Origin of the sequence: Rhizobium glycinendophyticum, from assembly GCF_006443685.1 — a bacterium.
Lineage (GTDB): Bacteria > Pseudomonadota > Alphaproteobacteria > Rhizobiales > Rhizobiaceae > Allorhizobium > Allorhizobium glycinendophyticum.
In genome coordinates this window covers 196,650-219,194 of sequence record NZ_VFYP01000001.1, presented here as the reverse complement: position 1 = coordinate 219,194, position 22,545 = coordinate 196,650, and the positions used below count along the sequence as shown (strand labels likewise).

At 64.1% G+C, this 22,545-nt stretch carries 23 protein-coding genes and 1 tRNA gene; 8 read left to right on the top strand and 16 right to left on the bottom strand.

Features of this window, described 5'->3' with window-relative positions:
- Positions 1-226 precede the first annotated feature (226 nt).
- From FJQ55_RS01065 to FJQ55_RS01045, 5 genes are all read right to left on the bottom strand, one after another.
- Positions 227-1,852 carry a CRTAC1 family protein gene (locus FJQ55_RS01065; RefSeq protein WP_140825886.1) on the bottom strand — a complete coding sequence of 542 codons (1,626 nt, stop codon included), beginning with the start codon at positions 1,850-1,852 and terminating at the stop codon, positions 227-229.
- Positions 1,849-3,165, bottom strand: a complete 1,317-nt coding sequence (locus FJQ55_RS01060) for a vanadium-dependent haloperoxidase (protein WP_140825885.1) — start codon at positions 3,163-3,165, stop codon at positions 1,849-1,851. The genes FJQ55_RS01065 and FJQ55_RS01060 overlap by 4 nt, the downstream gene beginning before the upstream one ends.
- Positions 3,166-3,261: 96 nt before the next feature.
- The gene (locus FJQ55_RS01055; RefSeq protein WP_140825884.1) at positions 3,262-3,855 is read right to left on the bottom strand and encodes a hypothetical protein; all 594 of its coding nucleotides are present in this window, start codon (positions 3,853-3,855) and stop codon (positions 3,262-3,264) included.
- A gap of 90 nt (positions 3,856-3,945) precedes the next feature.
- Complete coding sequence (locus FJQ55_RS01050; RefSeq protein WP_140825883.1) at positions 3,946-4,647, bottom strand: type 1 glutamine amidotransferase; 702 nt, start codon at positions 4,645-4,647, stop codon at positions 3,946-3,948.
- Positions 4,648-4,758: 111 nt separating this feature from the next.
- Entirely contained in the window at positions 4,759-5,199 is a 441-nt protein-coding gene (locus tag FJQ55_RS01045; protein ID WP_140825882.1) for a DoxX family protein, read from the bottom strand.
- Between the two features lie 121 nt (positions 5,200-5,320).
- On the opposite strand from FJQ55_RS01045, the gene FJQ55_RS01040 reads away from it, so the two are divergent.
- Complete coding sequence (locus tag FJQ55_RS01040; protein ID WP_140825881.1) at positions 5,321-5,623, top strand: Rdx family protein; 303 nt, start codon at positions 5,321-5,323, stop codon at positions 5,621-5,623.
- 70 nt (positions 5,624-5,693) lie between these two features.
- Here the strand turns inward: FJQ55_RS01040 and FJQ55_RS01035 are convergent, their stop codons facing one another.
- Positions 5,694-6,167, bottom strand: a complete 474-nt coding sequence (locus FJQ55_RS01035) for a BA14K family protein (protein WP_140825880.1) — start codon at positions 6,165-6,167, stop codon at positions 5,694-5,696.
- A 245-nt stretch (positions 6,168-6,412) separates the two neighbouring features.
- On the opposite strand from FJQ55_RS01035, the gene FJQ55_RS01030 reads away from it, so the two are divergent.
- Positions 6,413-6,499: transfer RNA gene (locus FJQ55_RS01030), tRNA-Leu, on the top strand.
- Between the two features lie 171 nt (positions 6,500-6,670).
- A complete protein-coding gene (locus FJQ55_RS01025; RefSeq protein WP_140825879.1) occupies positions 6,671-6,886 on the top strand; it encodes a hypothetical protein in 216 nt (71 codons plus the stop codon).
- A 16-nt stretch (positions 6,887-6,902) separates the two neighbouring features.
- Here the strand turns inward: FJQ55_RS01025 and FJQ55_RS01020 are convergent, their stop codons facing one another.
- The 4 genes from FJQ55_RS01020 to FJQ55_RS01005 form a co-directional block, all read right to left on the bottom strand.
- The gene (locus FJQ55_RS01020) at positions 6,903-7,289 is read right to left on the bottom strand and encodes a hypothetical protein (RefSeq protein WP_246084995.1); all 387 of its coding nucleotides are present in this window, start codon (positions 7,287-7,289) and stop codon (positions 6,903-6,905) included.
- 75 nt (positions 7,290-7,364) lie between these two features.
- A complete protein-coding gene (locus tag FJQ55_RS01015; protein ID WP_140825878.1) occupies positions 7,365-8,225 on the bottom strand; it encodes a C40 family peptidase in 861 nt (286 codons plus the stop codon).
- Between the two features lie 12 nt (positions 8,226-8,237).
- On the bottom strand, positions 8,238-8,585 hold the full coding sequence (locus tag FJQ55_RS01010) for a MarR family transcriptional regulator (protein WP_140825877.1): 348 nt from the start codon (positions 8,583-8,585) through the stop codon (positions 8,238-8,240).
- An 87-nt stretch (positions 8,586-8,672) separates the two neighbouring features.
- Positions 8,673-10,064 carry a leucyl aminopeptidase family protein gene (locus FJQ55_RS01005; RefSeq protein WP_140825876.1) on the bottom strand — a complete coding sequence of 464 codons (1,392 nt, stop codon included), beginning with the start codon at positions 10,062-10,064 and terminating at the stop codon, positions 8,673-8,675.
- Between the two features lie 131 nt (positions 10,065-10,195).
- On the opposite strand from FJQ55_RS01005, the gene FJQ55_RS01000 reads away from it, so the two are divergent.
- Positions 10,196-11,017, top strand: a complete 822-nt coding sequence (locus tag FJQ55_RS01000) for a tetratricopeptide repeat protein (RefSeq protein ID WP_140825875.1) — start codon at positions 10,196-10,198, stop codon at positions 11,015-11,017.
- A 21-nt stretch (positions 11,018-11,038) separates the two neighbouring features.
- Here FJQ55_RS01000 and FJQ55_RS00995 read toward each other — a convergent pair whose 3' ends face one another.
- Positions 11,039-11,641, bottom strand: a complete 603-nt coding sequence (locus tag FJQ55_RS00995) for an IMPACT family protein (protein ID WP_140825874.1) — start codon at positions 11,639-11,641, stop codon at positions 11,039-11,041.
- A 10-nt stretch (positions 11,642-11,651) separates the two neighbouring features.
- Positions 11,652-12,077 carry a hypothetical protein gene (locus FJQ55_RS00990; protein WP_140825873.1) on the bottom strand — a complete coding sequence of 142 codons (426 nt, stop codon included), beginning with the start codon at positions 12,075-12,077 and terminating at the stop codon, positions 11,652-11,654.
- Positions 12,078-12,332: 255 nt separating this feature from the next.
- Here FJQ55_RS00990 and FJQ55_RS00985 point away from each other — a divergent pair, with 255 nt between their 5' ends.
- Positions 12,333-15,431 carry a DNA translocase FtsK gene (locus FJQ55_RS00985; protein WP_140825872.1) on the top strand — a complete coding sequence of 1,033 codons (3,099 nt, stop codon included), beginning with the start codon at positions 12,333-12,335 and terminating at the stop codon, positions 15,429-15,431.
- A gap of 15 nt (positions 15,432-15,446) precedes the next feature.
- Here the strand turns inward: FJQ55_RS00985 and FJQ55_RS00980 are convergent, their stop codons facing one another.
- Positions 15,447-16,256 carry an SDR family oxidoreductase gene (locus FJQ55_RS00980; RefSeq protein ID WP_140825871.1) on the bottom strand — a complete coding sequence of 270 codons (810 nt, stop codon included), beginning with the start codon at positions 16,254-16,256 and terminating at the stop codon, positions 15,447-15,449.
- Between the two features lie 150 nt (positions 16,257-16,406).
- On the opposite strand from FJQ55_RS00980, the gene FJQ55_RS00975 reads away from it, so the two are divergent.
- Positions 16,407-16,916, top strand: coding sequence for a ferritin-like domain-containing protein (locus FJQ55_RS00975; protein WP_140825870.1), 510 nt, complete (start codon positions 16,407-16,409; stop codon positions 16,914-16,916).
- An 18-nt stretch (positions 16,917-16,934) separates the two neighbouring features.
- Positions 16,935-17,285: a hypothetical protein gene (locus tag FJQ55_RS00970; RefSeq protein WP_140825869.1), complete on the top strand. Its 351-nt coding sequence runs from the start codon at positions 16,935-16,937 to the stop codon at positions 17,283-17,285.
- A gap of 32 nt (positions 17,286-17,317) precedes the next feature.
- On the opposite strand, the gene FJQ55_RS00965 is transcribed toward FJQ55_RS00970, so the two are convergent.
- Entirely contained in the window at positions 17,318-17,770 is a 453-nt protein-coding gene (locus tag FJQ55_RS00965; RefSeq protein ID WP_246084994.1) for a hypothetical protein, read from the bottom strand.
- 115 nt (positions 17,771-17,885) lie between these two features.
- Between FJQ55_RS00965 and FJQ55_RS00960 the strand changes: the two genes are divergently transcribed.
- A complete protein-coding gene (locus FJQ55_RS00960) occupies positions 17,886-18,884 on the top strand; it encodes a YihY/virulence factor BrkB family protein (RefSeq protein WP_140825868.1) in 999 nt (332 codons plus the stop codon).
- A gap of 9 nt (positions 18,885-18,893) precedes the next feature.
- Here the strand turns inward: FJQ55_RS00960 and ngg are convergent, their stop codons facing one another.
- Both ngg and FJQ55_RS00950 read right to left on the bottom strand, forming a co-directional pair.
- Positions 18,894-20,711 carry an N-acetylglutaminylglutamine synthetase gene (gene ngg, locus FJQ55_RS00955; RefSeq protein ID WP_140825867.1) on the bottom strand — a complete coding sequence of 606 codons (1,818 nt, stop codon included), beginning with the start codon at positions 20,709-20,711 and terminating at the stop codon, positions 18,894-18,896.
- 1 nt (position 20,712) lies between these two features.
- The gene (locus tag FJQ55_RS00950; RefSeq protein WP_140825866.1) at positions 20,713-22,488 is read right to left on the bottom strand and encodes an N-acetylglutaminylglutamine amidotransferase; all 1,776 of its coding nucleotides are present in this window, start codon (positions 22,486-22,488) and stop codon (positions 20,713-20,715) included.
- Positions 22,489-22,545: the final 57 nt, after the last annotated feature.

Below are 22,545 nucleotides of genomic sequence, written 5' to 3'. Positions count from 1 at the left end.
GTGAATCGATTTCAGCGAACGGAGGCCTGAGCGCGACGCCGCGCGAAGGCGATGAGAGGAATTGGCCCGATCAGGGCCAAACCTCAGATTTCGCAAGAGGGGGGCTCGGTGAGGTGAGTGCCGAAGAAACGTTGCCCCTCTCTTGGAAAATCAGAAGCTTAGGCGGCTTGCGCTCGCCTAAGCCTTCGATTTTACGTTCTCCCCCGCAAGGGGGGAGATACAGCTCTCACAGCCCCTCGCCCGGCTTCCAGGCCCTCGGCGCCACCCCATGCTCGACCACATAGAACCCGTCGGTCGACACCTTCGCCCACTCCCCAGCCTCACCATCCGGCCACAGCACCCGGATCTCCGTCTCCGCCTGCTGGCCCAACCCAAAGTGCCACCAGCCAAGCTTACCGCTGGCATGGCCGCCGCCGATGGTGATCTCGCGGCGCTGGATCACGTCGCCGGTCTTCACCTCGATCCAGGCACCAATGGCATCGCGATTCGGACCGTCCTGACGGAGCGCGATCTGCAGGAAATGGTTGGCCCCTTCGGTGGCGTTGCGCCAGATCTCGACGGGTGAGCTCTGGTTGACGACGAGAAGGTCGACCTTGCCATCGAGGTTGAAATCGGAAAGCGCACCGCCACGGCCTGTGGCCATGCTGGCCACACCGGCCTGGTCGCCCATCTCGGTGAACTTGCCGTCAGCGCTCTGGATAAGCAGGTTGTTCGGGTCCCTTTCGGCAAAGTCCGGCATCTTGGCGACGTTACCCTTGGCGATGAAGAGATCGGCGCGGCCGTCATTGTTGACGTCTTCGAAATCGGTGTGCCAGGCCGTCGAGGGGCGGATTTCACCGCCGGTATAGGGCCGGTGGGCGGTGGCGCCCTTGGCGAAGGCGACGTCGGCGTAGGATGGCTTGGGCTTGCCGTCGGCCGGGATTTCCCCGAGCTTCTGCAGCTTGTTGTCGGCCATGCTGGTCAGGAAATATTCGGGATAACCGTCAAAATCGAGATCGCGGGTGGCGATGCCCATGCCCCAGATGCGCAGGTATTTCCAGCCTTCGGCCTGGGTATAGAGCACCGGCGGCTGGCCTGCCGGCATGTGCCACATCTGCTCCTGTCCGCCCTTGTAATATTCGCGGTCGTTGGAGACGCGCAGCGACGGCGTGCCGGAGCGATCCCAGTCGGTGAATAGGATCGAGAGCGGGCAGAAGGAGGGGTTAAGCGGCAGGGGCGGGGCAAAGCCGGGCTTGCCGTTGGTTGCGGGACGTTGAAGCCAGTTGTCGGTACAGGAACCCCAGGGCTCGATGTCCTCGAAGCGGTCGATATAATTGCCGATGGCAATCGTCGGCCAGGTCGCGCCCTTTTCCCAGGTGGCGGAAAAGGCGGTGGACCAGGCATCACCGCCGTCGAAACCCCAGGCCTCGTTCGCACGCTCGAAACGGCATTCGCCCAGGCCCCGCATGACGACGTTCTCGCCGGATCGCAGCAGCACGACATCCTGATGGCCGTCGCCGTCGACATCGAGCGGGTAGGCGCCGATCACCTTGTCGAGTTCGAGGCCGGAGGCCCGTTCCTCGAATTTCAGCGCGCCGCCGGGCTCGCTGCGATTGAGGTAGAACTTTGCCTTGTCCTCGCCGCCCGATAGCACCAGATCGGGAAAGCCGTCCTTATTGCAGTCGAAGCTGCCCGCGCCGCCGCCGACCATGAATTCCCAATCGCCGCGATAGGTGCTGGCGATGCCGCTGGTTCCGGTTTCATCGGCAAAGCTGGGAACGAGCGGGCCGTCTGCTGCCCGGCCTGACGACACAACGAGCGGCAAGGCGAGGATCGTCGCTGCGAGACGGATGAAGAGCCGGGCGCCGGTCATGAGCGGGTCCTCAGGGCGACGGCGCGGGCGCCGATGCAGCGGCCCTGCTCGAGGCCGCGCTCCACTGCGGAGCGGAAATGGATGCCGCCGTACAGGCGCGAGATGCCGGCTTCCTCCGCAGCCGCCCAGAAACTCTTGAACGGCCGGTTCGGCAGGCTGTCCTTCTCATGCGTGCTGTCGGTGAAGGCGTAATTCTCGCCGAAGAAGGCGGTGAGGACGGTCGCCGCCGCACCCGACTGGGTGGAATGACCGCTTGGATATTCCGGGAAAGGCGGCGTGATCAGGATCGGCTCCCACTTCGGATCGATCACCCGCTTGATATAGGTGACCGGGCGCAAGAGATCGTACTCGAATTTCGTGTGCCAGCAGCCGATGAAGGCATCGGCGAGCGTCACGCCGAGCCGGGCGAGCAGATCGGCGTGATCCGCAGCACTTGCCTTGCGCTCGTCCAGTTGCTTCAGGGCGATCGCCATCCAGTGACCTGGCGGGGTGGGCGAGAGCATGGGATCGTCGGACCAGAAGCGGGCGATGGCGCGCTGCTCGGGCGTCAGGTTCTTGACCGTGTCGTAGACTTCCAACGCCTCCTGATAGAAGACGGAGCCCTTTTCCTCGCTATAGGCGGGTGGGGCGGGCAGGCCACAGGTGCCGCCTTCCGGCATGGCGAAGGGGCGGTTTTCACCCCATTTCGGCAGGAGCGGCATCTGCTGCTGGTTGATCTGGCTGGTAGGCACCCAGTGCGACGGCCCCTTCGTCAGGGCGAATTCGAGGGGAAAGCCCATGTTTTCAATCTTCGCGCCGCCATCGCCTTCAGACCAGGCAAGGATGTGGGCCGTGACGCTTTCGCCATAGGCGGTGCTGCGGGCGACAAGTTCGGGAGACAGGCCGTCATCGAGGTTTGCCGCCATTTTCTCGCCGAAGCGTTTGAGCGCGCGCTGGCCGGTCGGGCCGGTGTTGCTGAACAGTGCCTTGGCCGCAGAACCGAGTGCTGCATTGACGACGACCGCCTCGTCATAACTTTCGCCGGCGATCCGGGTGGGAACGGGCGTGAGGCCGTTCAGCTGGCCGGCCAGGCTGACCATGGTCGTATCGCCCGACGCGAGCGACTCATAACCGGTGACGCCGAGATAGGCGAAGGCGCGGCTGGCGACGGGGGGCGAATAAGTGGGCGTGTGGCGCACCAGTTCGAGCATCAGGTGATACCAGTCGCGGATCACCTTGTCGGCGCCGACAGGCGCTGCGGACGCGGGTGCGGCAAGACAAATGGATAGAATGAAAAATATAAGCGCGCCGAGGCGTTGCAATCCTGCGTTCATTTGCCCCCTCCCCGAGGTCCCTGAAGCTTATTCAAAACGATTAGATGCGATTAAGCACGGGTTTTGACTGCCCGCAAGGGGCGTGGAACTGGGGCTTCAGATCCAGCCGATCGCCCGTCCCGCGAGGCTTGCGGCGAAAAGCACGAGGAAACTCGCGGCGACCCGACCGATGAGCAGCGGGTTAGCGACCGCGACACTGCTGAGAACCTTGGCGCCGAAAGTGAGCCAAGAGAGGGCGACCAGCACCACCAGAGCGGAGAAGAGAGCGAGATAGGGGAGCGGAGCGGCAAAGCCACCCGGGATGCCGGTGAGAGCCGGCGGCATCAAAGCGAGGCCGATAACCAGGCCCTTGGGATTGAGGAAGGTGGTCACGAAGACACCGAGCGCACCTATGGCACCCGGATCATCGACTGTCGGCGGGTTGCTCCAAAGCCGGATGGCTAGCAAGAGAACCCAGACTGTGGAGGCGAGCTTGACGATGAGGGCGGCCATCGGCTGGCCGGCGAGGATGGGGGCCGCGAGGAAGACCAGCGTCGAGATCGTAATAAGATAGCCGGCAAGTTCGGCACCGACCAGCGGCAGGGCGTCTTTCAGACCTCGCGCGGCGCCTGCGACCGCCAGCAGCGTGTTGGTCGGGCCGGGGGTGAGGAGGAGGAGCAGCACGGCAAGGGCAAAGGCAGGCAGAGACACGGGGGCATTCTCCAGAAGCGATGCATCCTTCCTAGCAGCGCTCCAAAGCGAGTGGCTTGATATGCGTCAAGCGGGTCGTTCTTCTGCGCCTTAGCCTCGGATCGTTGCGACCCAGGCGCGGGCGAGCGCGAGGCCTGCTTCATCCGACAGGCCCCCGAAACGCTCCGCCAGTTCGTCGTGCCGCGCCGCCCAGCCGGGCTCCTTGCGATCAACGACCTCCGGAAACTGGGTGAGCCAATCGCGGACCACCGTGCGGTTAGCTTCAAAATGGAACTGGAAACCATAGGCCGCGCGTCCCATGCGGAAGGCCTGATGGCGGGCGCTTTCGTTTTCGGCAAGGTGGAGAGCGCCCGGCGGCAGGGTGAATGTATCGTCGTGCCATTGGAAGGAAAGGAACTTGTTCGGCACAGCGGCGAGCACGGGATCGGCCTTGCCGGGGATAGTTTTTTCGATGCCGCACCAGCCGAATTCGGGGGCAGCGCCGATCAGATTTTCAGCGCCATAGGCACGGGCGAGCAACTGGCTACCGAGACAGATGCCGAGCAGGGATTTCTCCGAATCCCCAAAGCGACGCATCAGATCAGCGAGATGCGGCAAATATGGATGCTTTTCGTCGTCGCGCGCATTCTGTTCGCCGCCGAAGACGACGAGGGCGTCAAAGTCCTCGAGTTGCGGCAGCGCTTCGCCAGCATAGGCGCGGATGGTGACGGTTTCGGCTCCGGCCTCTGCCAAGGCTATGCCGACCTGGCCGGAATGGGTAATCTTAGAATTTTCGACGATGGCGACGCGCATGGGGGCTCAATGGCATTTTTGGGCTGTTGAGACAGAAAGAGCATTGGATGCGCCGTATCGCAAGGGCGCCCGGCGGCATTTGCCGGGCGCTTCGCGTCATTCAATGGAGAATCAGACGGTCTTCGGCAGGCGGGCATCGACCGACTGGGCGTTGCCGCCACGAATGACGAAATAGAAGACCATGGCCGCCCAGAGCAGGGACTTTTCGGCGCCGGAAAAGCCCTGGCCCATCTGGATCCAGTGGAAGTAAACCGTGACCAGCAGCACGATGGTGGCGGCGAAGGCGGCAGGGCGGGTGAGAAGGCCGATCGCGAGCAGGAGGCCGCCGAAGAATTCAGTCGCGGCGAGCAGCGGCGACCAGAAAACGCCAGGATAGAAGCCCAGACCTTCGACCATCTGGACCGCGCCGAAGGGATCGACGATCTTGCCCGCGCCATGGATGACGAGGAAGCCACCGGCGACGACGCGCAGCAGCGTTTCGGCGAGATCGTGGGTCGAGCGGTAGAGCGGTGCAAGGGCTGGGATGACGAGGCGTTCGTTACGGATGGACATAGATGCTCCTGTGCGGACAATGGATGTTGGCCAATTGCCGACACACGCGGAGCATGGCAAGACGCGACAGATCAAAAGTTGATATTTCCAGTTGACTTCATCGTGAAGCAGAGGAGCCCTGATGGACAAGCCGCGGATTTCGATCACCTATTGTACCCAGTGCAACTGGCTTTTGCGCTCCGGCTGGATGGCGCAGGAGCTGTTGCAGACCTTCGGCACCGATCTGGGGGAAGTGGCGCTTATCCCCGGCACGGGCGGGATCTTCGAGATCCGCCTGGGCGATCAGCTGATCTGGGAGCGCAGTAAAGACGGCGGGTTCCCGGGGCCGAAAGAGCTGAAGCAGCGGGTGCGGGATGTGATCGATCCTGAGCGGGACCTGGGTCATGTCGACCGGGCGAAAAAATCCGAGGGGCTCGACACCTGAGTTGGTCCTCGCCGAGACAAGGAGATACGGGCGGCAGATAGGGCCGCCCGTCCTCAGGTTTCCGCTCCGCTCAATAGAAGGGCGAGCGGCAGGTCTTGTAATAACCGCTGGACGAGAGGAACTCGTTGGTACGCGGATTATAGGACCGGTAACGATTGAGGCACCACTCGACGTGGCGGGCCCAGACATTGCGGGGCGGACGATAGCCCGGCTCGACGTAGACAGGTGGACGCGGACGCGGGCGGTAGACCGGTGGTGGACGGTAGACCGGTGGCGGTCGGTAACCCGGCTCATCATAGACCGAAGGCGGATAATAGCCAGGCGGTGGCGGCGGGGGATAGCGCGGCGGGCGCGGGCGGTTCCAGGTCTCGTAGCAGCCGGAAAAATCGCAGACGAGATCGACCTTCTCGATGCCCGCCATGCCGGTCTGTGTCTGGCTGGAAACCAGCGGCGCAATCGGCGCCGGCATCGCGGCCTCGGCGACGGGTGTAACGGCCTGGGCGCTCATTAGCGCGAATGCCATGACGGCAAGCCTTGTTTTCATAGCGACATCCTAATTCGATTCCTTACGCAGCGACCGTCCAGCCGCCGCATCGACCAAACCACTGAGCCGTTTGATCACGGCTTTTTCACGACGATGTCAGCGCCATTTTGTGCGACATCCCCTGTCAGGCAGGGGTTGCGGGCCGTTGGCACCTTGTCGCCGTGCTGCGGCTTGTCGGGACCGACATGAAAACTTTAAAATGCCGGTTGACAGGCCAGAGCAGTCGCTTTACACGGCTCCTCGTCGCCCAGATGGCGGAATTGGTAGACGCGCCAGCTTCAGGTGCTGGTACTCGAAAGGGTGTGGAGGTTCGAGTCCTCTTCTGGGCACCAATTTCCTTTCAGAACAAGGCTTTGCCTTGATTTGGAAGCATCATAAAAAGCCCGGCTCGCCGGGCTTTTTTGTTGCCTTTTTCAGGATCCGGGCAAATCCGCCCACTCATCCCCCGGCACCATAGGTCCTGTCTGCCGCAGGTGGCCGAACATCCCAGCAAAGGACGCTTCATGGAAGATACGGTCGCCATCGAGTCGCGCAGCGAATTTGCCCTGTGGGCCATCGAACGAGCCAAGGAAATCGTCGCCCAGGAAGGTACCGCGCTGGCATTGGCAGCGCGTGACATGGACGAGGAGAACCTGCGCGAGGCCGGTCACAAGCTGGGTGCGGCGATCAGCGACGCGCTTCTGGAAGTGTTCGACGGCTTGCTGGGCGACCAAGGCTGACCGCCCGTCGGCTCCATCAATCGATGTTGCGGGGATTGACGCCCGGATACCACATACGGCCGCGCGACGGCGGCTCCGTTCCCTGATAGACGATGCCGTCCTTTTCGCACCGGTAGACGGTGTAGGGCAAGGTGTCGCGCAGCGTGCTTCCGTTGAAGTGGCGTGGCGCGGCAAGCCCGGTTTCGCAGGTGTAGCCGTCTTCCGCGAGAGGATCCGCCGGCAGGGGCTTCACGCCCGGCAGATCCTGAAAGCTTTCGGAGCCGGCCTTGCCCCAGGCGATGCCTCTTTCGGCGGCCTGGACAGGCAGCGCGGCTGCCAGAGCGAGGGACGAGGCCAGAGCCGCCACGGCCGACGACCGCGCAATGCGTGAAAGGGAGCGCTGCAAGAGGGCTGGTATCGGCATGGGTGGGTTTCGCTTATGAAATCTGGCTTGAGGCAGATGTAGGGATTTTTCATCCCGGACCCAAGATGCCGTGCTTCACGTTTCAGCGACGGGACGGCGATACCCGGTCGGGGTGCCGTAGAGCCAGCCGATACGCTCGATGGCATCGGCAAGCGTCTCGCGGGCCACGGTCATGGTGTGTCCATTGGCATGGATCATCATTTCCGCATCTTCCATGATCGCGGCGTGGCCCTTCCAGAAGACGAGATCGCCACGGCGGAGCTCTTCCCGCGTGATGGGCCGGCCAAGCCCGGACGCCTGCATGTCGCTGTCGCGGGGCGCCTTCAGGCCCGCCATGGCCATGGACAGCTGGACGAGGCCGGAGCAATCGATGCCGAGGCCTGACTTGCCGCCCCAGAGATAGGGGGTTTCCAGAAAGAGTGCTGCGACCGAAACGTAATCCTCTGCCGGCGGCGCAGAGAGTGACCGCAGATGGCGCAGGATCAGGGCGCTGCCATCGGCGAGCAAGCCATAACGCGTGCCGCGGGTTTCCGCCTCGCCGACAACGGTGACGCGGCTTCCCATGGAGAGCGTGTCGCGACGGGGAAAACGCAGATCCGGACCGGGATAGAGGAAGGTGCGGGGGACGCAGACGACGTGGGTGGTGGCTTCGGGCTCGCCGAGTGCTGCTTCGGGAAGGTAACCGACATAACCGTCTGCCACGGCCTGGACCCAGGCGATGCCCCCTGCCCGCTCGAAGACGCTGATATCCTCGCCGAGCAGGAGCTGGGTGTCGATGCCACCGGCCATGTCGGGCGTCGGGTGCAGGTCGACGACCGGCAGGACGATGCGCGCCGGCGCCGGTGTCACGAAGCGGGTCGCCTCGACCTGTCCCTGCAGGGCGGCATCGGCGAGATCGGGGCGAAAAGCGTGGAGGCGGCGGTCGAGGGTGGTCATGAACAGTCTCCGTCAGCCGAGCGAGCGGCCCCTGGCAATGATGCGATCGCCGAATTTTTCGAGGAAAAGCGCACCGCCGACGGTGCGCTTGACGATGACGCTGCGGCGGTCGAGCGGGTCTCGGACACGATCGACCAGGGCCATTTCGCCCAGTGTATCGAGGGCTCGGGTGATGACCGGCTTGGTGACCTTGAGCGTCGCGGCAAGCCCGCGCACGGTGTGCGGCGGGGGCACGAGGTAGATCTCGAGCAGGACCGCCAGCTGGCGCATGGTGAGATCAGGTCCGTCATTCTGGACCTGTTCGAGGGTCACCCCGTGCCAGAGGCCGAGCGCCTGGGTTGCCGTCAGTTCAAGGGCCATCGAGGATCCCGCATCATGGCCGGGGCTGTGAGTGCCCTCGGCCTCGGATGCTATCATTCCGGCAAAGGAATGATTGTGCAAGAGGGCTCAAGCCCAGCGGCGCTGCAACAGGCGGTAGAGGGCGCGGATGGCCTGAGCCTCGCCACCGACCGGACCGTGGGCGCGTTCGCTCTGTGCCCAGCCGAAGATGTCGAAATGTGCCCAGGCGCGACCCGGCGAGACGAAGCGCTTGAGGAAGAGAGCCGCCGTGATCGCGCCGGCCATGCCGCCCGACGGCGCATTGGTGAGATCGGCGATCTGGGCTTTGAGCAAACGCTCGTAACCCTTGTGCAGCGGCAGACGCCAGATCGGATCATCGACCTCGAGGCCGGCATCGGCGATGTCGTGGGCGAGGTCTTCGTCATCGGTGAAGAAGGGCGGCAGATCCGGGCCGAGTGCCACGCGGGCCGCACCGGTGAGCGTTGCCATGTCGATCAGGAGATCGGGCGCCTCGGCATCGGCATAGGCGAGCGCATCGGCGAGGATCAGCCGGCCCTCGGCATCGGTGTTGTCGATCTGAACCGTCAGGCCCTTGCGGCTCTTGTATACGTCACCCGGACGGAAAGCATTGCCAGCTATGGAATTTTCAACAGCAGGGATGACGACATGGAGATCGATCTTGAGCTTGGCGTCCATGATCATCAGCGCGAGGCCCAGCACATTGGCCGCGCCGCCCATATCCTTCTTCATCAGCAGCATGGAGGCGGAGGGCTTGATGTCGAGACCGCCGGTATCGAAGCTCACACCCTTGCCGACGAGTGTCAGCTTGGGATTGCCCTTCTTGCCCCAGCGCATCTCGATCAGGCGCGGGGCCACGGTGGAGGCACGGCCGACGGCATGGACGAGCGGAAAATTCTTCTCAAGCAGTTCGTCGCCGACCACCGTCGTGACCTCGGCCTTGTAATGGGCGGCAAGACGGCGGACGGCATCTTCGATATCGGCCGGGCTCATGTCGTTGGCCGGGGTATTGATCAGGTCGCGGGCGAGATAGACGCCGGCGATCTGGCGTTTGATATCGGCAGCATCGGCATCCTGCGGGATCAGCAGGCGCGGTTCGGTGATGCGTTCCGAACGGTAACGATCGAAGCTGTAGGCGCCGAGACCATAGCCTAGGAGGAGGCGGTTGGCGGTGAGCGGCGCGGTTTCGATATGCCATTCGCCGGCCGGAAGCAGACGCGCGAGCTTGCCGGTCAGGAACGGGTTTTCCGACGGGTTGGAGCCCAGGCCGAGCAGGGCGCCACCGAGATGACCGTCTGCCGTCGGAATGAGCAGCAGGGACCCGGCTTCGGCCTTGAAGCCTGCCTTTTTCGCCCAGTCTAGCGCCAAGGGTTCGAGCGTGCCCGTCTCGACATGGGCGGGCGTGACCGCGAAGACGGGCAAGGTCTTGCCCCCCTTGGTGCTGAAGGGGGTCGGTCTTTCGATATACTGGAACGGGGGCATGGCTGGGGCTTTCTGGAGGGGAATCGCGGTGGCTCGATTAACACTCCGTTAGGGTTAACAGATTATTGCTTGAGCGGAGATTACGCCGTGCTTCGACGCCGGCGATGACACGACATTCGGAGCCAACGGCCATGCTCACCAGGCATATTTTGAAGCGCAGACCTGTTCAGATCCTGGCGACGGCCGGCCTGGTGCTGGCGGTGCTGGCAACCTCAGGATGTTCAACCACACGCGACAAGATGACGACCGGCTCCATCCCGAAGATGAACAAGGCCGTCGACAGCATGAGCGAGCCGGAACTGGCACGCGCGGCAGAGAGCATGGGTCAGGCTTACGACCGCAATCCGAAGGACCGCAATATCGGGCTTTCCTACGCCAATGTGCTGATGATGCAGGGGCGCAACGCACAGGCGCTCGCCGTGATGCAGCAGGTGGCGATTGCCAACCCGACCGATCGCGAGGTGCTGGCAGCTCTCGGCAAGGCGCAGGCGGCGGCCGGACAGCTGGAAAAGGCGCTCGGCACGATCAACCGGGCGCAGACGCCTGATCGCCCTGACTGGCGGCTCTACTCGGCGGAAGGGGCCGTGCTCGACCAGCTCGGCCGTTCCGACGAGGCGCGCGGACGCTACCGCATGGCGCTGCAGATCCAGCCGAACGACCCGAGCGTGCTTTCCAATCTCGGCATGTCCTATGTGCTGACCGGCGACCTGAAGACGGCGGAGACGTATCTCCGGCAGGCCTCGCAGCAGCCTGGTGCCGACAGCCGTGTGCGGCAGAACCTGGCGCTGGTGATCGGGTTGCAGGGGCGGTTCCAGGAGGCCGAGCAGATCGCGGCACAGGAGCTCAATCCGCAACAGGCGGCGGCGAACCTGCAATATCTCCGGGGCATGCTCTCGCAGCAGAATTCCTGGCAGCAGCTCGCGTCGCAGGACAAACTGAAGAAGAAGGGCTGAGCGGAGCCCTCCCCTGCCAGATCAATCGTTGGTGGCGGGATCGGGGAAGCGCAGACGGGAGCGGCCGCTGGTCAGATCCTGGACGAGGCGTTGCGTCATGGCTTCATCGCCGCGTTTCAGCGTGACGTCGAAGCGCACGCCGTCGGCCTCGAAATGCTCGACCAGCGACAGATGCGGAATGGCCTGAAGGCGGGCTTTCAGGAGCGCGAGATCCGAAAAGCTGCAGGCGAGTTCACCGGTCACGAGCGGGATGATTTCGGCTTTCGTCCCGAGCCGCAGTGCCTGCGCAGTGGTGCCGCCATAGGCGCGCATCAGGCCGCCGCTGCCCAGCAGGATGCCGCCGAAGAAGCGGATGACCAGCACCACAACGCCATCGAGCTCCTGACCGTCGATCGCCTGCAGGATCGGTTTGCCCGCCGTGCCGGACGGCTCGCCGTCGTCGGAAAAGCGATAGGCCTGGCCGAGCCGCCAGGCCCAGCAATTGTGGGTGGCGGTTGGATCGGATTTTTCGGCGAGGAAGGCTTTGGCCTCTTCTTCCGAAGCGATCGGTGCCGCATGGGCGATGAAGCGGCTCTTCTTGATGTCCTGCTCATGTTCGACGGGGGCGTTCAGCGTGAACGGCATGGGCTTGCCCTCACCCTTCCCGCGTGGTCACGGCCTCGTTGGCGCGCAGCCAGAGGGCAAGTTCCGCAATCACCGAAAGCCTGAGCGCCGCCTTCATGGCAAGGGCGCGGGTGAGCGAGGTGTCACGCGCGGAAAAACCGAGTTCGGCCATGACGGCGGTGGGGCTCAGATTGCGGGTGCGCATCACCGCCTCGACGCGTGCGATGGTCGACGGCAACAGGTAGCGGCCGTTGGCGATCAGGGTTTCGTGGTCAGCAGGGGCCGGATCGGGGATCAGCGATTCTGCGGTCTTTGGCGCCACGGATTGCACCGTCTCCCCCTTGGCGCGGACCTCGGCGGTGACGAGATCGAGGAAGGCTTGGCGCTCCTCGGGCGAGGCGCCGGTCCAGGCTTTCAAGAGTTTCGTCAGCGGGGTTGGCTTGGTTTTCTTCGACATGGCGGGCTTTCAGTTCCTCCCCGTCCATAACGTGCCCGGACGACAGGTGCGAGAAAAAAACTCTGGCCTTGGACGCTTCTGTCGGCGGCGGGAAATCATCAACCGCCACAGTGGGATCGGCACCCTTCACAAGGCTTTTTCGGCGCCGCTTGCATGAGAAAAGCCGAATGGACGACAAGCAGTCGTTAACCTTTATTTTCTACTGAAAAGGCTCGTCATCCGCGTTCCCGTATCTCGTCAGCGTTCAGGTTTTCGATGCATCCTCCCCGTTCCAATTCCGCTTATCAGGCCAATCAATTCGGGGATCAGAACGGGGACAAGGCCCAGGTGCCGCAAGGCCAACAGGCCTCCCGTCCAGCCAGTGCCGACCAGACGGCCGCGAACCAGATCGAGGGACGCGAAGAGCAGCCCGTGTGGCAGAGTGCCTTCGTGCTGGGGCCGAATGTCCGCTTCACGCGCACGCCTGACCGCGTGACGGCCAAGCCCGAGACGATCGAGCCGATGAATGCACCGGCGGCAGCTCAGGTTTCGCGCGCCCAGGTCGCTCAGCCGCAGGCTCCGGCTCAGGCTCAGATGGCCCCGGCTCCGCGTCTCAACCCGCAGGCCGATCAACGCCCGGCATCGCCCTATGGCCTGCCGCGCACCGGCGCTCCGCATCAGCCGGCTGCGACGCCCGCCCGGGCTCCGATCCCGACGCAGCCACTGCAGCAGCAGCAGCAACAACCGCGCATGCCGGCCTCCGTCACGCTGCCGCAGCCACCGGACGCCGTGGGTGCGCGGGCGCTGACCTACAAGCTGCGCCGCGAACTGGCGCGCCAGCAGGCGGAACAAGCGGCCTGGGAGGCGTCGATGGCCGAAGACCCGACACGGCCCGTCGCACCGCCGCCGGTTGCCCCACAGCCGGCACCGCTGGTGCAGGGCATGCGGACCGTGATGGCGACGACGACATCGGCGACGGTCGGGCATACGGCAGTCGCGCCTCCCGCGCCTTCTGGGCCGGTTGCGGCGACTGGCCCGGCGCCGGCCGCTGCCCCGGTCGCGCGACCGACGATGGCGCGCAACGCCTTCCTGCGGCCTCCCGTGCAGGCCGCGCCGATCGCCCAGACGCAGCCAGCCGCCACGGTCCCCGCCGCGCAAGCCATGCCGCCCGCGCCATCCAATGGCTTTGCGCCTTCGGTGAGCCAGCCGGGCACGGCACAGCCACAGTCGCGTGCCACGCACAGCCCCGCACAGCCGCAGGCTCCTGTGGCGCTTCAGGCCGCTGCGACGCCGGTGGAAACCGGCTCGGCTGCGGCTCCGCGCCTGCCGATCAGCGCGCTCCTGTCCGACCATATTTTCTTCGAGGCGATGATCGACCCGGTCGATGCACCCTTCGAGACCGAGATGGCCCGCGCGGTGCCGACAAGCCGGCAGCCGTGGCCGGCTGCGCCGACGCCGGCACCGGTGGTGCATGCGGCCCCGGTGGCGATCCCCGCCCGCAACCCGGCGATCCGTGCCGAAGTGGTGCGCTATCGGCCGGATGCGCCGGCGACCGCTGTTGCGGTGAGCCCGCCCCTGGCGCCGCTTCCCAAGCCCCGGTTCGACGCACCGGCCGGGTCTGTCGTGGCGCTCTATCGCGAGGTGGCGCGGCGCGACGTCGTTACCGATCAAGTCGCGGCTATCATTCCGGCTGGCGGTGCTCCCGAAGGTGGTGCCGCGGTTCAGGACACGAATGCCGTCGCCCCTGCCCGCTCCGTCGTCCCGACGGCATCCACGGTTTCGGCGCGCCAGCCGCTGTTCCGCGCACAGGAAGCGATGGGCGAAGGCGAATACGAGCTTCCTTATCTCGACTTCCTGCAGCAGCCGCCGGTCCAGACGGGCGTGACGATGACGGCCGAAGCGCTGGAGCAGAGCGCCGGGCTTCTGGAAAGCGTGCTCGAAGACTTCGGCATCAAGGGCGAGGTGATCGACGTGCGGCCGGGCCCTGTCGTCACGCTTTACGAATTCGAGCCGGCACCGGGGGTGAAATCCTCGCGCGTCATCGGTCTCTCCGACGATATCGCCCGGTCGATGTCGGCGCTGTCTGCCCGCGTCGCCGTCGTGCCCGGCCGCAATGTGATCGGCATCGAGCTGCCCAACCCGGTGCGCGAGACGGTCTATCTGCGCGAACTGATCGAGACGCCCGATTATGCCGAGACGCGCTACAAGCTGCCGGTGTGCCTGGGCAAGACCATCGGTGGCGAGCCTGTGATTGCCGAGCTTGCGAAGATGCCGCATCTGCTGGTCGCCGGCACCACCGGTTCGGGCAAGTCGGTGGCGATCAACACGATGATCCTGTCGCTGCTCTACCGATTCCGCCCGGATGAATGCCGGTTGATCATGGTCGATCCGAAGATGCTGGAGCTTTCCGTTTATGACGGCATCCCGCATCTGCTTACCCCCGTCGTCACCGATCCGAAGAAGGCCGTGATGGCTTTGAAATGGGCGGTGCGCGAGATGGAGGATCGCTATCGCAAGATGAGCCGCCTCGGCGTGCGCAATATCGATGGCTACAATGCCCGCGCCGCCCAGGCCCGCGAAAAGGGCGAGACGATCACTGTATCGGTGCAGACCGGCTTCGACCGGCAGAGCGGCGAGATCGTCTACGAGGATCAGGAGCTCGATCTCTCGCCGATGCCTTACATCGTCGTCGTGGTCGACGAGATGGCCGACCTGATGATGGTGGCCGGCAAGGAGATCGAGGGCGCGATCCAGCGGCTGGCGCAGATGGCGCGGGCGGCGGGCATCCACCTGATCATGGCGACGCAGCGTCCTTCCGTCGACGTCATTACCGGCACGATCAAGGCCAACTTCCCGACGCGCGTTTCCTTCCAGGTGACCTCGAAGATCGACAGCCGCACGATCCTAGGGGAACCGGGTGCCGAACACCTGCTCGGCCAGGGCGACATGCTGCATATGGTCGGCGGCGGACGGATTGCCCGCGTCCACGGACCCTTTGTTTCGGATGAGGAAGTGGAGAAGGTGGTGGCGCATCTGAAGATGCAGGCGCGGCCGGATTATCTGGGCACCGTGACCGAGGATGCCGACGAGGTGGAGGACGAGCCGGAAGAGGACGTCGCGGTGTTCGACAAGAGCGCGATGGGCGAAGAGGACGGCAACGACCTCTATGACAAGGCAGTCAAGGTGGTGCTGCGCGACAAAAAGTGCTCGACCTCCTATATCCAGCGGCGCCTTTCGATCGGCTACAACAAGGCCGCTTCGCTGGTGGAGCGGATGGAGCAGGAAGGCATCGTCGGCGCTGCCAATCATGTCGGCAAGCGAGCGATCATCGTCGGCGGCCGCGAGGTCAGCGCCGAGGGCGATTTCGAGGGCTGAGGTTTTCAAACAAAGTCACGGCCGATACTCGGCCTTGACCTCCTTCATCGCCAAGCGATCGACGATCTGCGGCGCCAGGAGCCGTAGCCAGCGTCCGAGCTTCATCCGGGGCGTCATGAGAACCTCACGGCGCCCCTTTTGCATGCCTTCGCGGATGAGCCGGGCACAGGTTTCGACCGGCATGGCGCGGTCATCCCGAATCATGGAGACGCCGGCCGGCGCACCACCCGGACCAAAGCCGCGCTTACGCAGATCGGTGTCGATCGTACCGGGATAGGCGATCATCACCCGCAGCCCCTTGGGAGCGAGTTCGGCACGCAGGGCCTCCAGAAAACCGTTCATGGCAAATTTGGTGGCGCAATAGGCGGTGCGGCCGGGCACGCCGACGAGGCCGGCCACGGAACTGACACCAACCACGAGGCCCTTGGACGCCAAGAGATGTGGCAGGGCGGCCTGGGTGAGCCAGACGACGGACCAGTAGTTCATCACCATGAGCCTTTCGGACCAGTCGAGATCGGCATCGGTAAAGCCCTCGAAATTGGCGTGGGCGGACATGCCGGCGTTGTTGACGAGCACGTCGATACGGCCGAGCCGGTTGACGGCTTCGGCGATCAAGCGACGGCAGGCGTCTTTGTCCGTGACGTCGGTCGGGATGACGTCGGTGCGGGTGCCACCGGCGCGCAACTCGATCGCAAGTTCTTCAAGACGCTCGGCATTGCGGGCCGCGAGAACGAGCGCGGCACCGCCCTTGTCCCGGGCGGCGATCTGGCGGGCCAGTTCGCGGCCGATACCTTCGGACGCGCCGGTGATAATGATGGTCCTCATGAGCGTCTGTCCTTTGCACGCATTCTGACAGTACCGGGTTTGGATCACGGGCCTCGGCTCGCGCCGATGCGATTTCGGGACGAGCTCCCTACGGAACCCTTTGGGCTTCCTGCGGTTCGAACACGGTAACCGACAAGGGAGAATCACAACATGGTAGAAGACAGACGTTCGCTGTTCATCACGGGGCTCAAGAACGCCCATGCGATGGAAAACCAGGCGCTTTCAATCATCAAGCCGCAGTTGAAGCGGATCGAAAACTATCCGCAAGTTGCCGCTCGCCTGGAAACCCATCTGCGCGAGACTGAAGCACAGATCACCCGGCTAGAAGACATCCTGGCGAGCCTGGACGAAGACAATTCGACCCTCAAGGACTGGATGCTGTCTGCGAGCGGCAGCATGGCGGCCATCGGTCACTCCATGGCGGACGACGAGATCCTGAAAAATTCTTTCGCCAACTTCGCCTTCGAGAATTTCGAGATCGCAGCCTACAACTCGCTGATCGTCATGGCGGAACTGGGCGGCTTCCAGGGTGCCGTTGCAGGATTGCAACAGAACCTCTCCGAAGAAGAAGACATGGCGGCCTGGCTTCAGGACAACCTGCGCGAGGTGACGACCGAATTCGTCGCCCGGCGGGAAGCCGGCGAAAGCGCAAAGGTCTAGTTCGCGAAGGATGGACCCATGGTCAGCGAACCCTCGTCTAGCGACCCAAACCCCGCGCAAGTGCGCGGGGACATTCAGGCGGGGTTGACGGGCGAGAAGCAGCCAGGCTTCGATCCGGCGATGGCTCCGCTTGAAACGGATGCGGAAGCGGGTGGTTTCCCGCTTTCGCCCGACCAGATCACCACGGCCGTTGAAGGGCAGCGAGCGGGAAAACGCCAGGAGATATCGGGCGATGACGGGTCGGCGATGCGTCCCTTATTCTCAGGCAACCAGCGGCGCTCCGGCAAAGGCCTGTGGCTCATTGCCCTGTTGGTCCTGCTCCTTGTCATTGGCGGGGCCGGCCTACTGGCGGCAGCCTATGCCGGCTGAGCGGCGGCGCCTCGCGCCGCCACGCCGATCGATCACATCTGAACGGGTTTGATGGTATCGACTGAAACGCCGCCTTCGAGCACACCGCGGATGAGATCTGCCCTGTCGCGATCCACCTCAATGACGGTGTAGAGCTTGTCCGAGCGAAAGGCGCTTGCGATGTTCGTAGTGACATCCTCGGCCGGCTTGGCGTCGATATCCATGTAGTCAAGCTCTCGCGATGCGGCGACCACCCGGGCGTCCCCCGTTGAGCGGGCCGCCACCACCACTACGCCCTGGAAGGGGGAGTTGCCCCAACGCGGGTCGTCGGCTTCGGCAATCGGAACGAGGCGATAGACGTTCAGGATTTCCTTCGGGCGGGAGGCGGCATTGCCGCCAAGGGCCGCGGAATCGCGCTGTCGCGCCTCCATTTCGACAGGCCGCGCAGTCAGTTCCTCATTGGCTGGGCGCCATAAGGCCCCAATGTCATTTGTATCTCGATCCATTTCGGGTCTCCTCTCTGGTGCTCTTCCAACGATCCCCGAGGCGGCAAGTTCCGCGCTGTCTGAGCGGTGAGGAACAAGGCGGCGCCCGGCGGGTTCCCCGTTTTGAGGAGCCGCAATGGACACCCATTCCCCACAGAACCCGGACACCGAAACGCTGAGCCCAGAGGATGTCGAGAGAGGACGCGATGCGTCTAAGCCGGGCGATATCCCGCTCAAGGGCTGGAAAGATGTGGCGCTGCGCGTCTATCACCGGCTTTTGCAGGAACGGGTGACGCTTACGGCTGCAGGCGTCGCGTTCTATCTGCTGCTGTCGCTGTTTCCGGGGCTTGCCGCCCTTGTCTCGCTCTATGGACTGATTTCCGATCCTTCCACCATCGGGGCGCAGATGGCATTTTTGTCCGACCTCTTTCCGGCCGACGCGCTGGACCTCGTGCTGGGACAGTTGAAGGCGCTCTCTCAGCAGAATGACAGCACCCTCAGCATCGGATTTTTCGTCGGGCTTGGGATTTCGCTCTGGAGTGCGCGCAACGGAGTGGCGGCCTTGTTTGAGGCGATGAACCTTGCTTATGCGGAGGAGGAAAAGCGCGGCTTTCTGTCAATTACGCTGTTTAGCATCCTGTTCACGCTGGGCGGATTGCTGGTCACCGCGGTTCTGACGACGGCGCTCGCCGTCTTGCCGGTGATCATGGCCGTGGTGTTCATTCCCGATCGGGTCGAACTGCTGATGAAGGCCGTGCGGTGGCCGATCATGCTGGCGGTGATCTGGCTGGGGACGGTGTTGATCTATCGCTTTGGCCCAAGCCGGGAGGACGCGAAGCTGCGGTGGCTGAACTTCGGCACCGTGTTCAGCACGGCAGCCTGGCTCGTCACATCGCTCGGTTTTTCCTATTACATCGAGAATTTCGCCGATCTCAATGCGACCTATGGGACGCTCGGCACGTTTATCGGGTTCATGCTGTGGACCTGGATCTCTGTGGTGATCCTGATCGTCGGCGCGATCATCAATGCCGAACTGGAGCACCAGACGGTGCGCGATTCAACGACCGGCCCGAGCATGCCCATGGGCGAGCGGGGGGCCACCATGGCCGATACGCTGGGCGAGACGCAGGGGTAGCCGCGGCGCTCAGTCGGACCGTGCGGCGCTCACCTGGCGGCTACCGGGGAAGAGCAATTCGACAAAGCGCTCGGCCGTTGGCTGGGGCTCGTGATTAGCGAGGCCCGGTCGCTCATTGGCTTCGATGAAGATATAATCGGGCTCGCTCGGGTTGCGAACCATGAAATCTATGCCGACGACGGGGATCTTGATCGCTTTCGCAATCCGGCAGGCGGCGTCGACGAGATCGGGATGGACGGTGTCGGTGACGTCGTGGATGGTGCCGCCGGTGTGGAGATTGGCGGCCTTGCGAACGGTGATCTCGCGGCCTTCCTCCAAGACGGAATCAAGGTCGAGGCCCTGTTCGGAAAGGCAGCGTTTCGTTTCGGCATCGACCGGAATGCGGCTTTCGCCACCGGTGGCGGCGGCACGGCGGCGGGACTGCCGGTCGATGAGCTTGCGGATCGGGGTCTGGCCGTCACCCACGACGCGCGGCGGGCGCCGGACAGCGGCGGCAACGAGGCGGTAATCGATGACGACGAGGCGCAGGTCCTCGCCCTCGAAGCAGGCTTCGAGCAGGACGCGGTCGCAGATCTGGCGGGCCTGTTTGATCGCCGTTGCAAGTGCGTCCGGCGTGGAGACGCCGACGGAGATGCCGCGACCCTGTTCGCCGCGCGCCGGTTTGACAACGAGTTTGCCGTGTTTCTCGAGGAAGGCCTGGCGCTCGCCATCGGGGGCATCGGCGGAGATCTGTTCGGGTACCTTAAGGCCGGCCGCTTCGGCAAAGCGGCGGGTGACGGCCTTGTCGTCGCAGATCGACATGGCGACCGAGGAGGTCAGATCCGACAAACTCTCACGGCAATGGATGGTGCGACCGCCATGGGCGAGGCGGAAGAATCCGCCTTCGGCGTCGGTCACCTCTACATGGATGCCACGGCGGAGCGCCTCGTCGATGATCAGGCGCGCATAGGGGTTAAGCGCTTCATACGATTCAACCGGCTGGGCAAAGAACTTCTCATTGATGGCATTCTTGCGCTTGACCGAAAAAAGCGGCACGCGGCGGAAGCCGAGCTTTTCGTAAAGGCCGATGGCTTTCTGATTGTCGTGCAGAACGGACAGATCGACGTACGCCAGGCCCCTCGCCTGGAAATGCTCGGCGAGCGTGCGCACGAGGCCCTCGCCGATGCCCGGCTGGCGGGCCTGGGGATGAACGGCGAGGCACCAGAGGGAGGCGCCTTGTTCCGGATCCTCGAAGAGGCGTTTGTGATCTATGCCGGTGACCGTGCCGACGATCTCGCCAGTCACGTCATCCTGGGCGACGAAATAGGTGACGGGGCGGTTGTCGCGTTCGCCGGCAAAGAAATCCTCGCGCACCTGGACCATGCCGCAGGCGGCATAGACGGCGTTGATGCCGGCGGCATCTCCGTCTGCACCGAGGCGGCGGATGGTGACACCGCGCGGACGGCGGCCGCCGGGGCGATAGGTGGAGAGGTCGAGCCGGAAGGTGTGGGATGGATCGAGGAAGATTTCCTGCGGGGCACGGGAGAGGAGGACGTGCGGTTCGGCGACATAAAAGGCGATGTCGCGGCTACGCGGGGCCTCGTCCTTGAGGGCGGCGAGAAGTGTCGCATCGTCCTCGAACGTGCGGGCGAAGAGGAGCCGGCCCCAGCCGCAATCGAGGACTACGTCGCGTCCCGGCTCGGGCATATCGCCGGAGCGGTGCTGCGCCGATACGCCGGCCGTGCCTGGCTGGCGCAGACGGCTGAGGCGATGGGAAAGCGCCTTGCTGCTGCGGGGCTTGTGGGTGGCCTGGAGGTTTGCGACTGCGGGTTTATCGAGCTTCTTCATGTCAGACCTCGTGTGCCTGGAGCCACATTTCGAGCAGGCCGACCTGCCAGAGTTCCGAGCCCTGCAGCGGGGTGATGTGATCGGAGGGGGCAGCGAGCAGGCGATCGACATAATCCTTGCGGAACAGGCCGCGGTCGCGGGCGGCCTGGGAGGAGAGCGTGTCGCGCAACATATCGAGATAGGGGCCGGCGATGTATTTCAGCTGGGGTACCGGGAAGTAACCCTTCTTGCGGTCGATGACTTCGCTCGGGATGACCTTGCGGGCGACGTCCTTGAGGATGCCCTTGCCGCCGTCGCGCAGTTTCTCTTCCGGCGGAATGCGGGCGGCGAGTTCGACCAGCTCATGGTCGAGGAAGGGGACGCGGGCTTCCAGACCGAAGGCCATGGTCATGTTGTCGACGCGCTTCACCGGGTCGTCGACCAGCATGACGTTGCTGTCGAGGCGAAGCGCGCGGTCGACCGGCGTATCGGCGCCCTCGGCCAGAAGATGCTCGCGGATGAGGTCGCCGCTGACGTCGCGGTCGGCGAGCCAGCGGACCTGGAGTTGCGTCTGCAGGGTTTCGTGCGAACGATCGCGGAAGGCACGGCCGTAATCAGCCACGACATCGTCGGAGCCGACGAGCGGGGGATACCAGTGATAGCCGCCGAAAACCTCGTCGGCACCCTGGCCAGACTGCACGACCTTGATGTGTTTCGAGACCTCCTTGGAGAGGAGGTAGAAGCCGACATTGTCGTAGGAGACCATCGGTTCCGACATGGCGGCGATGGTGCCAGGCAAGGCGCCCATCAGATCGGCCGAGGGGACGAAGATCTTGTGGTGGTCGGTTGCGAATTCGCGGGCGATCAGGTCGGAATAGACGAATTCGTCGCCCTTTTCGCCATTGGCTTCCTCGAAGCCGACGGAGAAGCTCATCAGGCCGGTCTGGCCGGCTTCGGCGAGAAGGCCGACGATGAGGCTGGAATCGACACCGCCGGAGAGGAGGACGCCGACGGGGACGTCAGCAATCATGCGGCGCTTGACGGCCAAACGCAGCGCATCAAGCAGGCGTTCCTGCCATTCCTCGCGGGTGACCGACGCATCTTCGGCGCGGCGCTGGTAAGGCGGATTCCAATAGCGGCGGTCTTCGAAGCTGCCGTCGCGATTGTACACGCGCAGCGTTGCCGGCGGCAGTTTGCGCACGCCTTGGAGGATGGTGCGCGGCGGCGGCACCACGGCGTGGAAGGTCATGTAATTGTGCAGGGCCTCGACATCGAGGCTCGTGTCGATGCCGCCGGTCTTAACGAGGGCGGGAAGCGAGGAAGCGAAGCGCAGGCCGCCGGACACTTCGGCCAAATAGAGCGGTTTGATGCCGAACCGGTCGCGCGCCATGATGACCCGGCCGCTGTCGCGCTCGTGGATGACGAAGGCGAACATGCCGTGAAAGCGCGAGACACAGGCCTCGCCCCAGGCATGCCAGGCCTTCAGGATGACTTCGGTGTCGCCGCCAGAGAAGAAGCGATAGCCCTGCCGCTCCAGTTCATGACGCAATTCGCGGAAATTGTAGATGCAGCCGTTGAAGACCAGCGAGAGGCCGAGATCGGGATCGACCATCGGCTGCTGCGACTTGTCGGAGAGGTCCAGAATGCGCAATCGCCGATGGCCGAGGCCGACATTGCCGCGCACCACGACCCCGGCGGAATCTGGACCGCGCGGGGCGAGTACATCGGCCATGATCGAGACTGCCTCTACCGACGGCGAGCCGCCGTCGAACCTTACTTCTCCACAAATGCCGCACATGAGCCTGGCTGGAACCTCCGTTGACAGACAAAACCAAGGGTGCCGATGGCCGGGATT

What these genes read in the sequence shown, in the direction of transcription:
- FJQ55_RS00970 (WP_140825869.1), top strand. Translation starts at nt 16,935, where the DNA reads ATGGTCAGCGAACCCTCGTCTAGCGACCCAAACCCCGCGCAAGTGCGC.
- FJQ55_RS00960 (WP_140825868.1), top strand. Translation starts at nt 17,886, where the DNA reads ATGGACACCCATTCCCCACAGAACCCGGACACCGAAACGCTGAGCCCA.
- FJQ55_RS00975 (WP_140825870.1), top strand. Translation starts at nt 16,407, where the DNA reads ATGGTAGAAGACAGACGTTCGCTGTTCATCACGGGGCTCAAGAACGCC.
- ngg (WP_140825867.1), bottom strand. Translation starts at nt 20,711, where the DNA reads ATGAAGAAGCTCGATAAACCCGCAGTCGCAAACCTCCAGGCCACCCAC.
- FJQ55_RS00990 (WP_140825873.1), bottom strand. Translation starts at nt 12,077, where the DNA reads ATGTCGAAGAAAACCAAGCCAACCCCGCTGACGAAACTCTTGAAAGCC.
- FJQ55_RS01015 (WP_140825878.1), bottom strand. Translation starts at nt 8,225, where the DNA reads ATGACCACCCTCGACCGCCGCCTCCACGCTTTTCGCCCCGATCTCGCC.
- FJQ55_RS00985 (WP_140825872.1), top strand. Translation starts at nt 12,333, where the DNA reads ATGCATCCTCCCCGTTCCAATTCCGCTTATCAGGCCAATCAATTCGGG.
- FJQ55_RS01000 (WP_140825875.1), top strand. Translation starts at nt 10,196, where the DNA reads ATGCTCACCAGGCATATTTTGAAGCGCAGACCTGTTCAGATCCTGGCG.
- FJQ55_RS01035 (WP_140825880.1), bottom strand. Translation starts at nt 6,167, where the DNA reads ATGAAAACAAGGCTTGCCGTCATGGCATTCGCGCTAATGAGCGCCCAG.
- FJQ55_RS01050 (WP_140825883.1), bottom strand. Translation starts at nt 4,647, where the DNA reads ATGCGCGTCGCCATCGTCGAAAATTCTAAGATTACCCATTCCGGCCAG.
- FJQ55_RS01060 (WP_140825885.1), bottom strand. Translation starts at nt 3,165, where the DNA reads ATGAACGCAGGATTGCAACGCCTCGGCGCGCTTATATTTTTCATTCTA.
- FJQ55_RS01065 (WP_140825886.1), bottom strand. Translation starts at nt 1,852, where the DNA reads ATGACCGGCGCCCGGCTCTTCATCCGTCTCGCAGCGACGATCCTCGCC.
- FJQ55_RS00995 (WP_140825874.1), bottom strand. Translation starts at nt 11,641, where the DNA reads ATGCCGTTCACGCTGAACGCCCCCGTCGAACATGAGCAGGACATCAAG.
- FJQ55_RS01005 (WP_140825876.1), bottom strand. Translation starts at nt 10,064, where the DNA reads ATGCCCCCGTTCCAGTATATCGAAAGACCGACCCCCTTCAGCACCAAG.
- FJQ55_RS00980 (WP_140825871.1), bottom strand. Translation starts at nt 16,256, where the DNA reads ATGAGGACCATCATTATCACCGGCGCGTCCGAAGGTATCGGCCGCGAA.
- FJQ55_RS01045 (WP_140825882.1), bottom strand. Translation starts at nt 5,199, where the DNA reads ATGTCCATCCGTAACGAACGCCTCGTCATCCCAGCCCTTGCACCGCTC.
- FJQ55_RS01040 (WP_140825881.1), top strand. Translation starts at nt 5,321, where the DNA reads ATGGACAAGCCGCGGATTTCGATCACCTATTGTACCCAGTGCAACTGG.
- FJQ55_RS01010 (WP_140825877.1), bottom strand. Translation starts at nt 8,585, where the DNA reads ATGGCCCTTGAACTGACGGCAACCCAGGCGCTCGGCCTCTGGCACGGG.
- FJQ55_RS01025 (WP_140825879.1), top strand. Translation starts at nt 6,671, where the DNA reads ATGGAAGATACGGTCGCCATCGAGTCGCGCAGCGAATTTGCCCTGTGG.
- FJQ55_RS00950 (WP_140825866.1), bottom strand. Translation starts at nt 22,488, where the DNA reads ATGTGCGGCATTTGTGGAGAAGTAAGGTTCGACGGCGGCTCGCCGTCG.
- FJQ55_RS00965 (WP_246084994.1), bottom strand. Translation starts at nt 17,770, where the DNA reads ATGGATCGAGATACAAATGACATTGGGGCCTTATGGCGCCCAGCCAAT.
- FJQ55_RS01020 (WP_246084995.1), bottom strand. Translation starts at nt 7,289, where the DNA reads ATGCCGATACCAGCCCTCTTGCAGCGCTCCCTTTCACGCATTGCGCGG.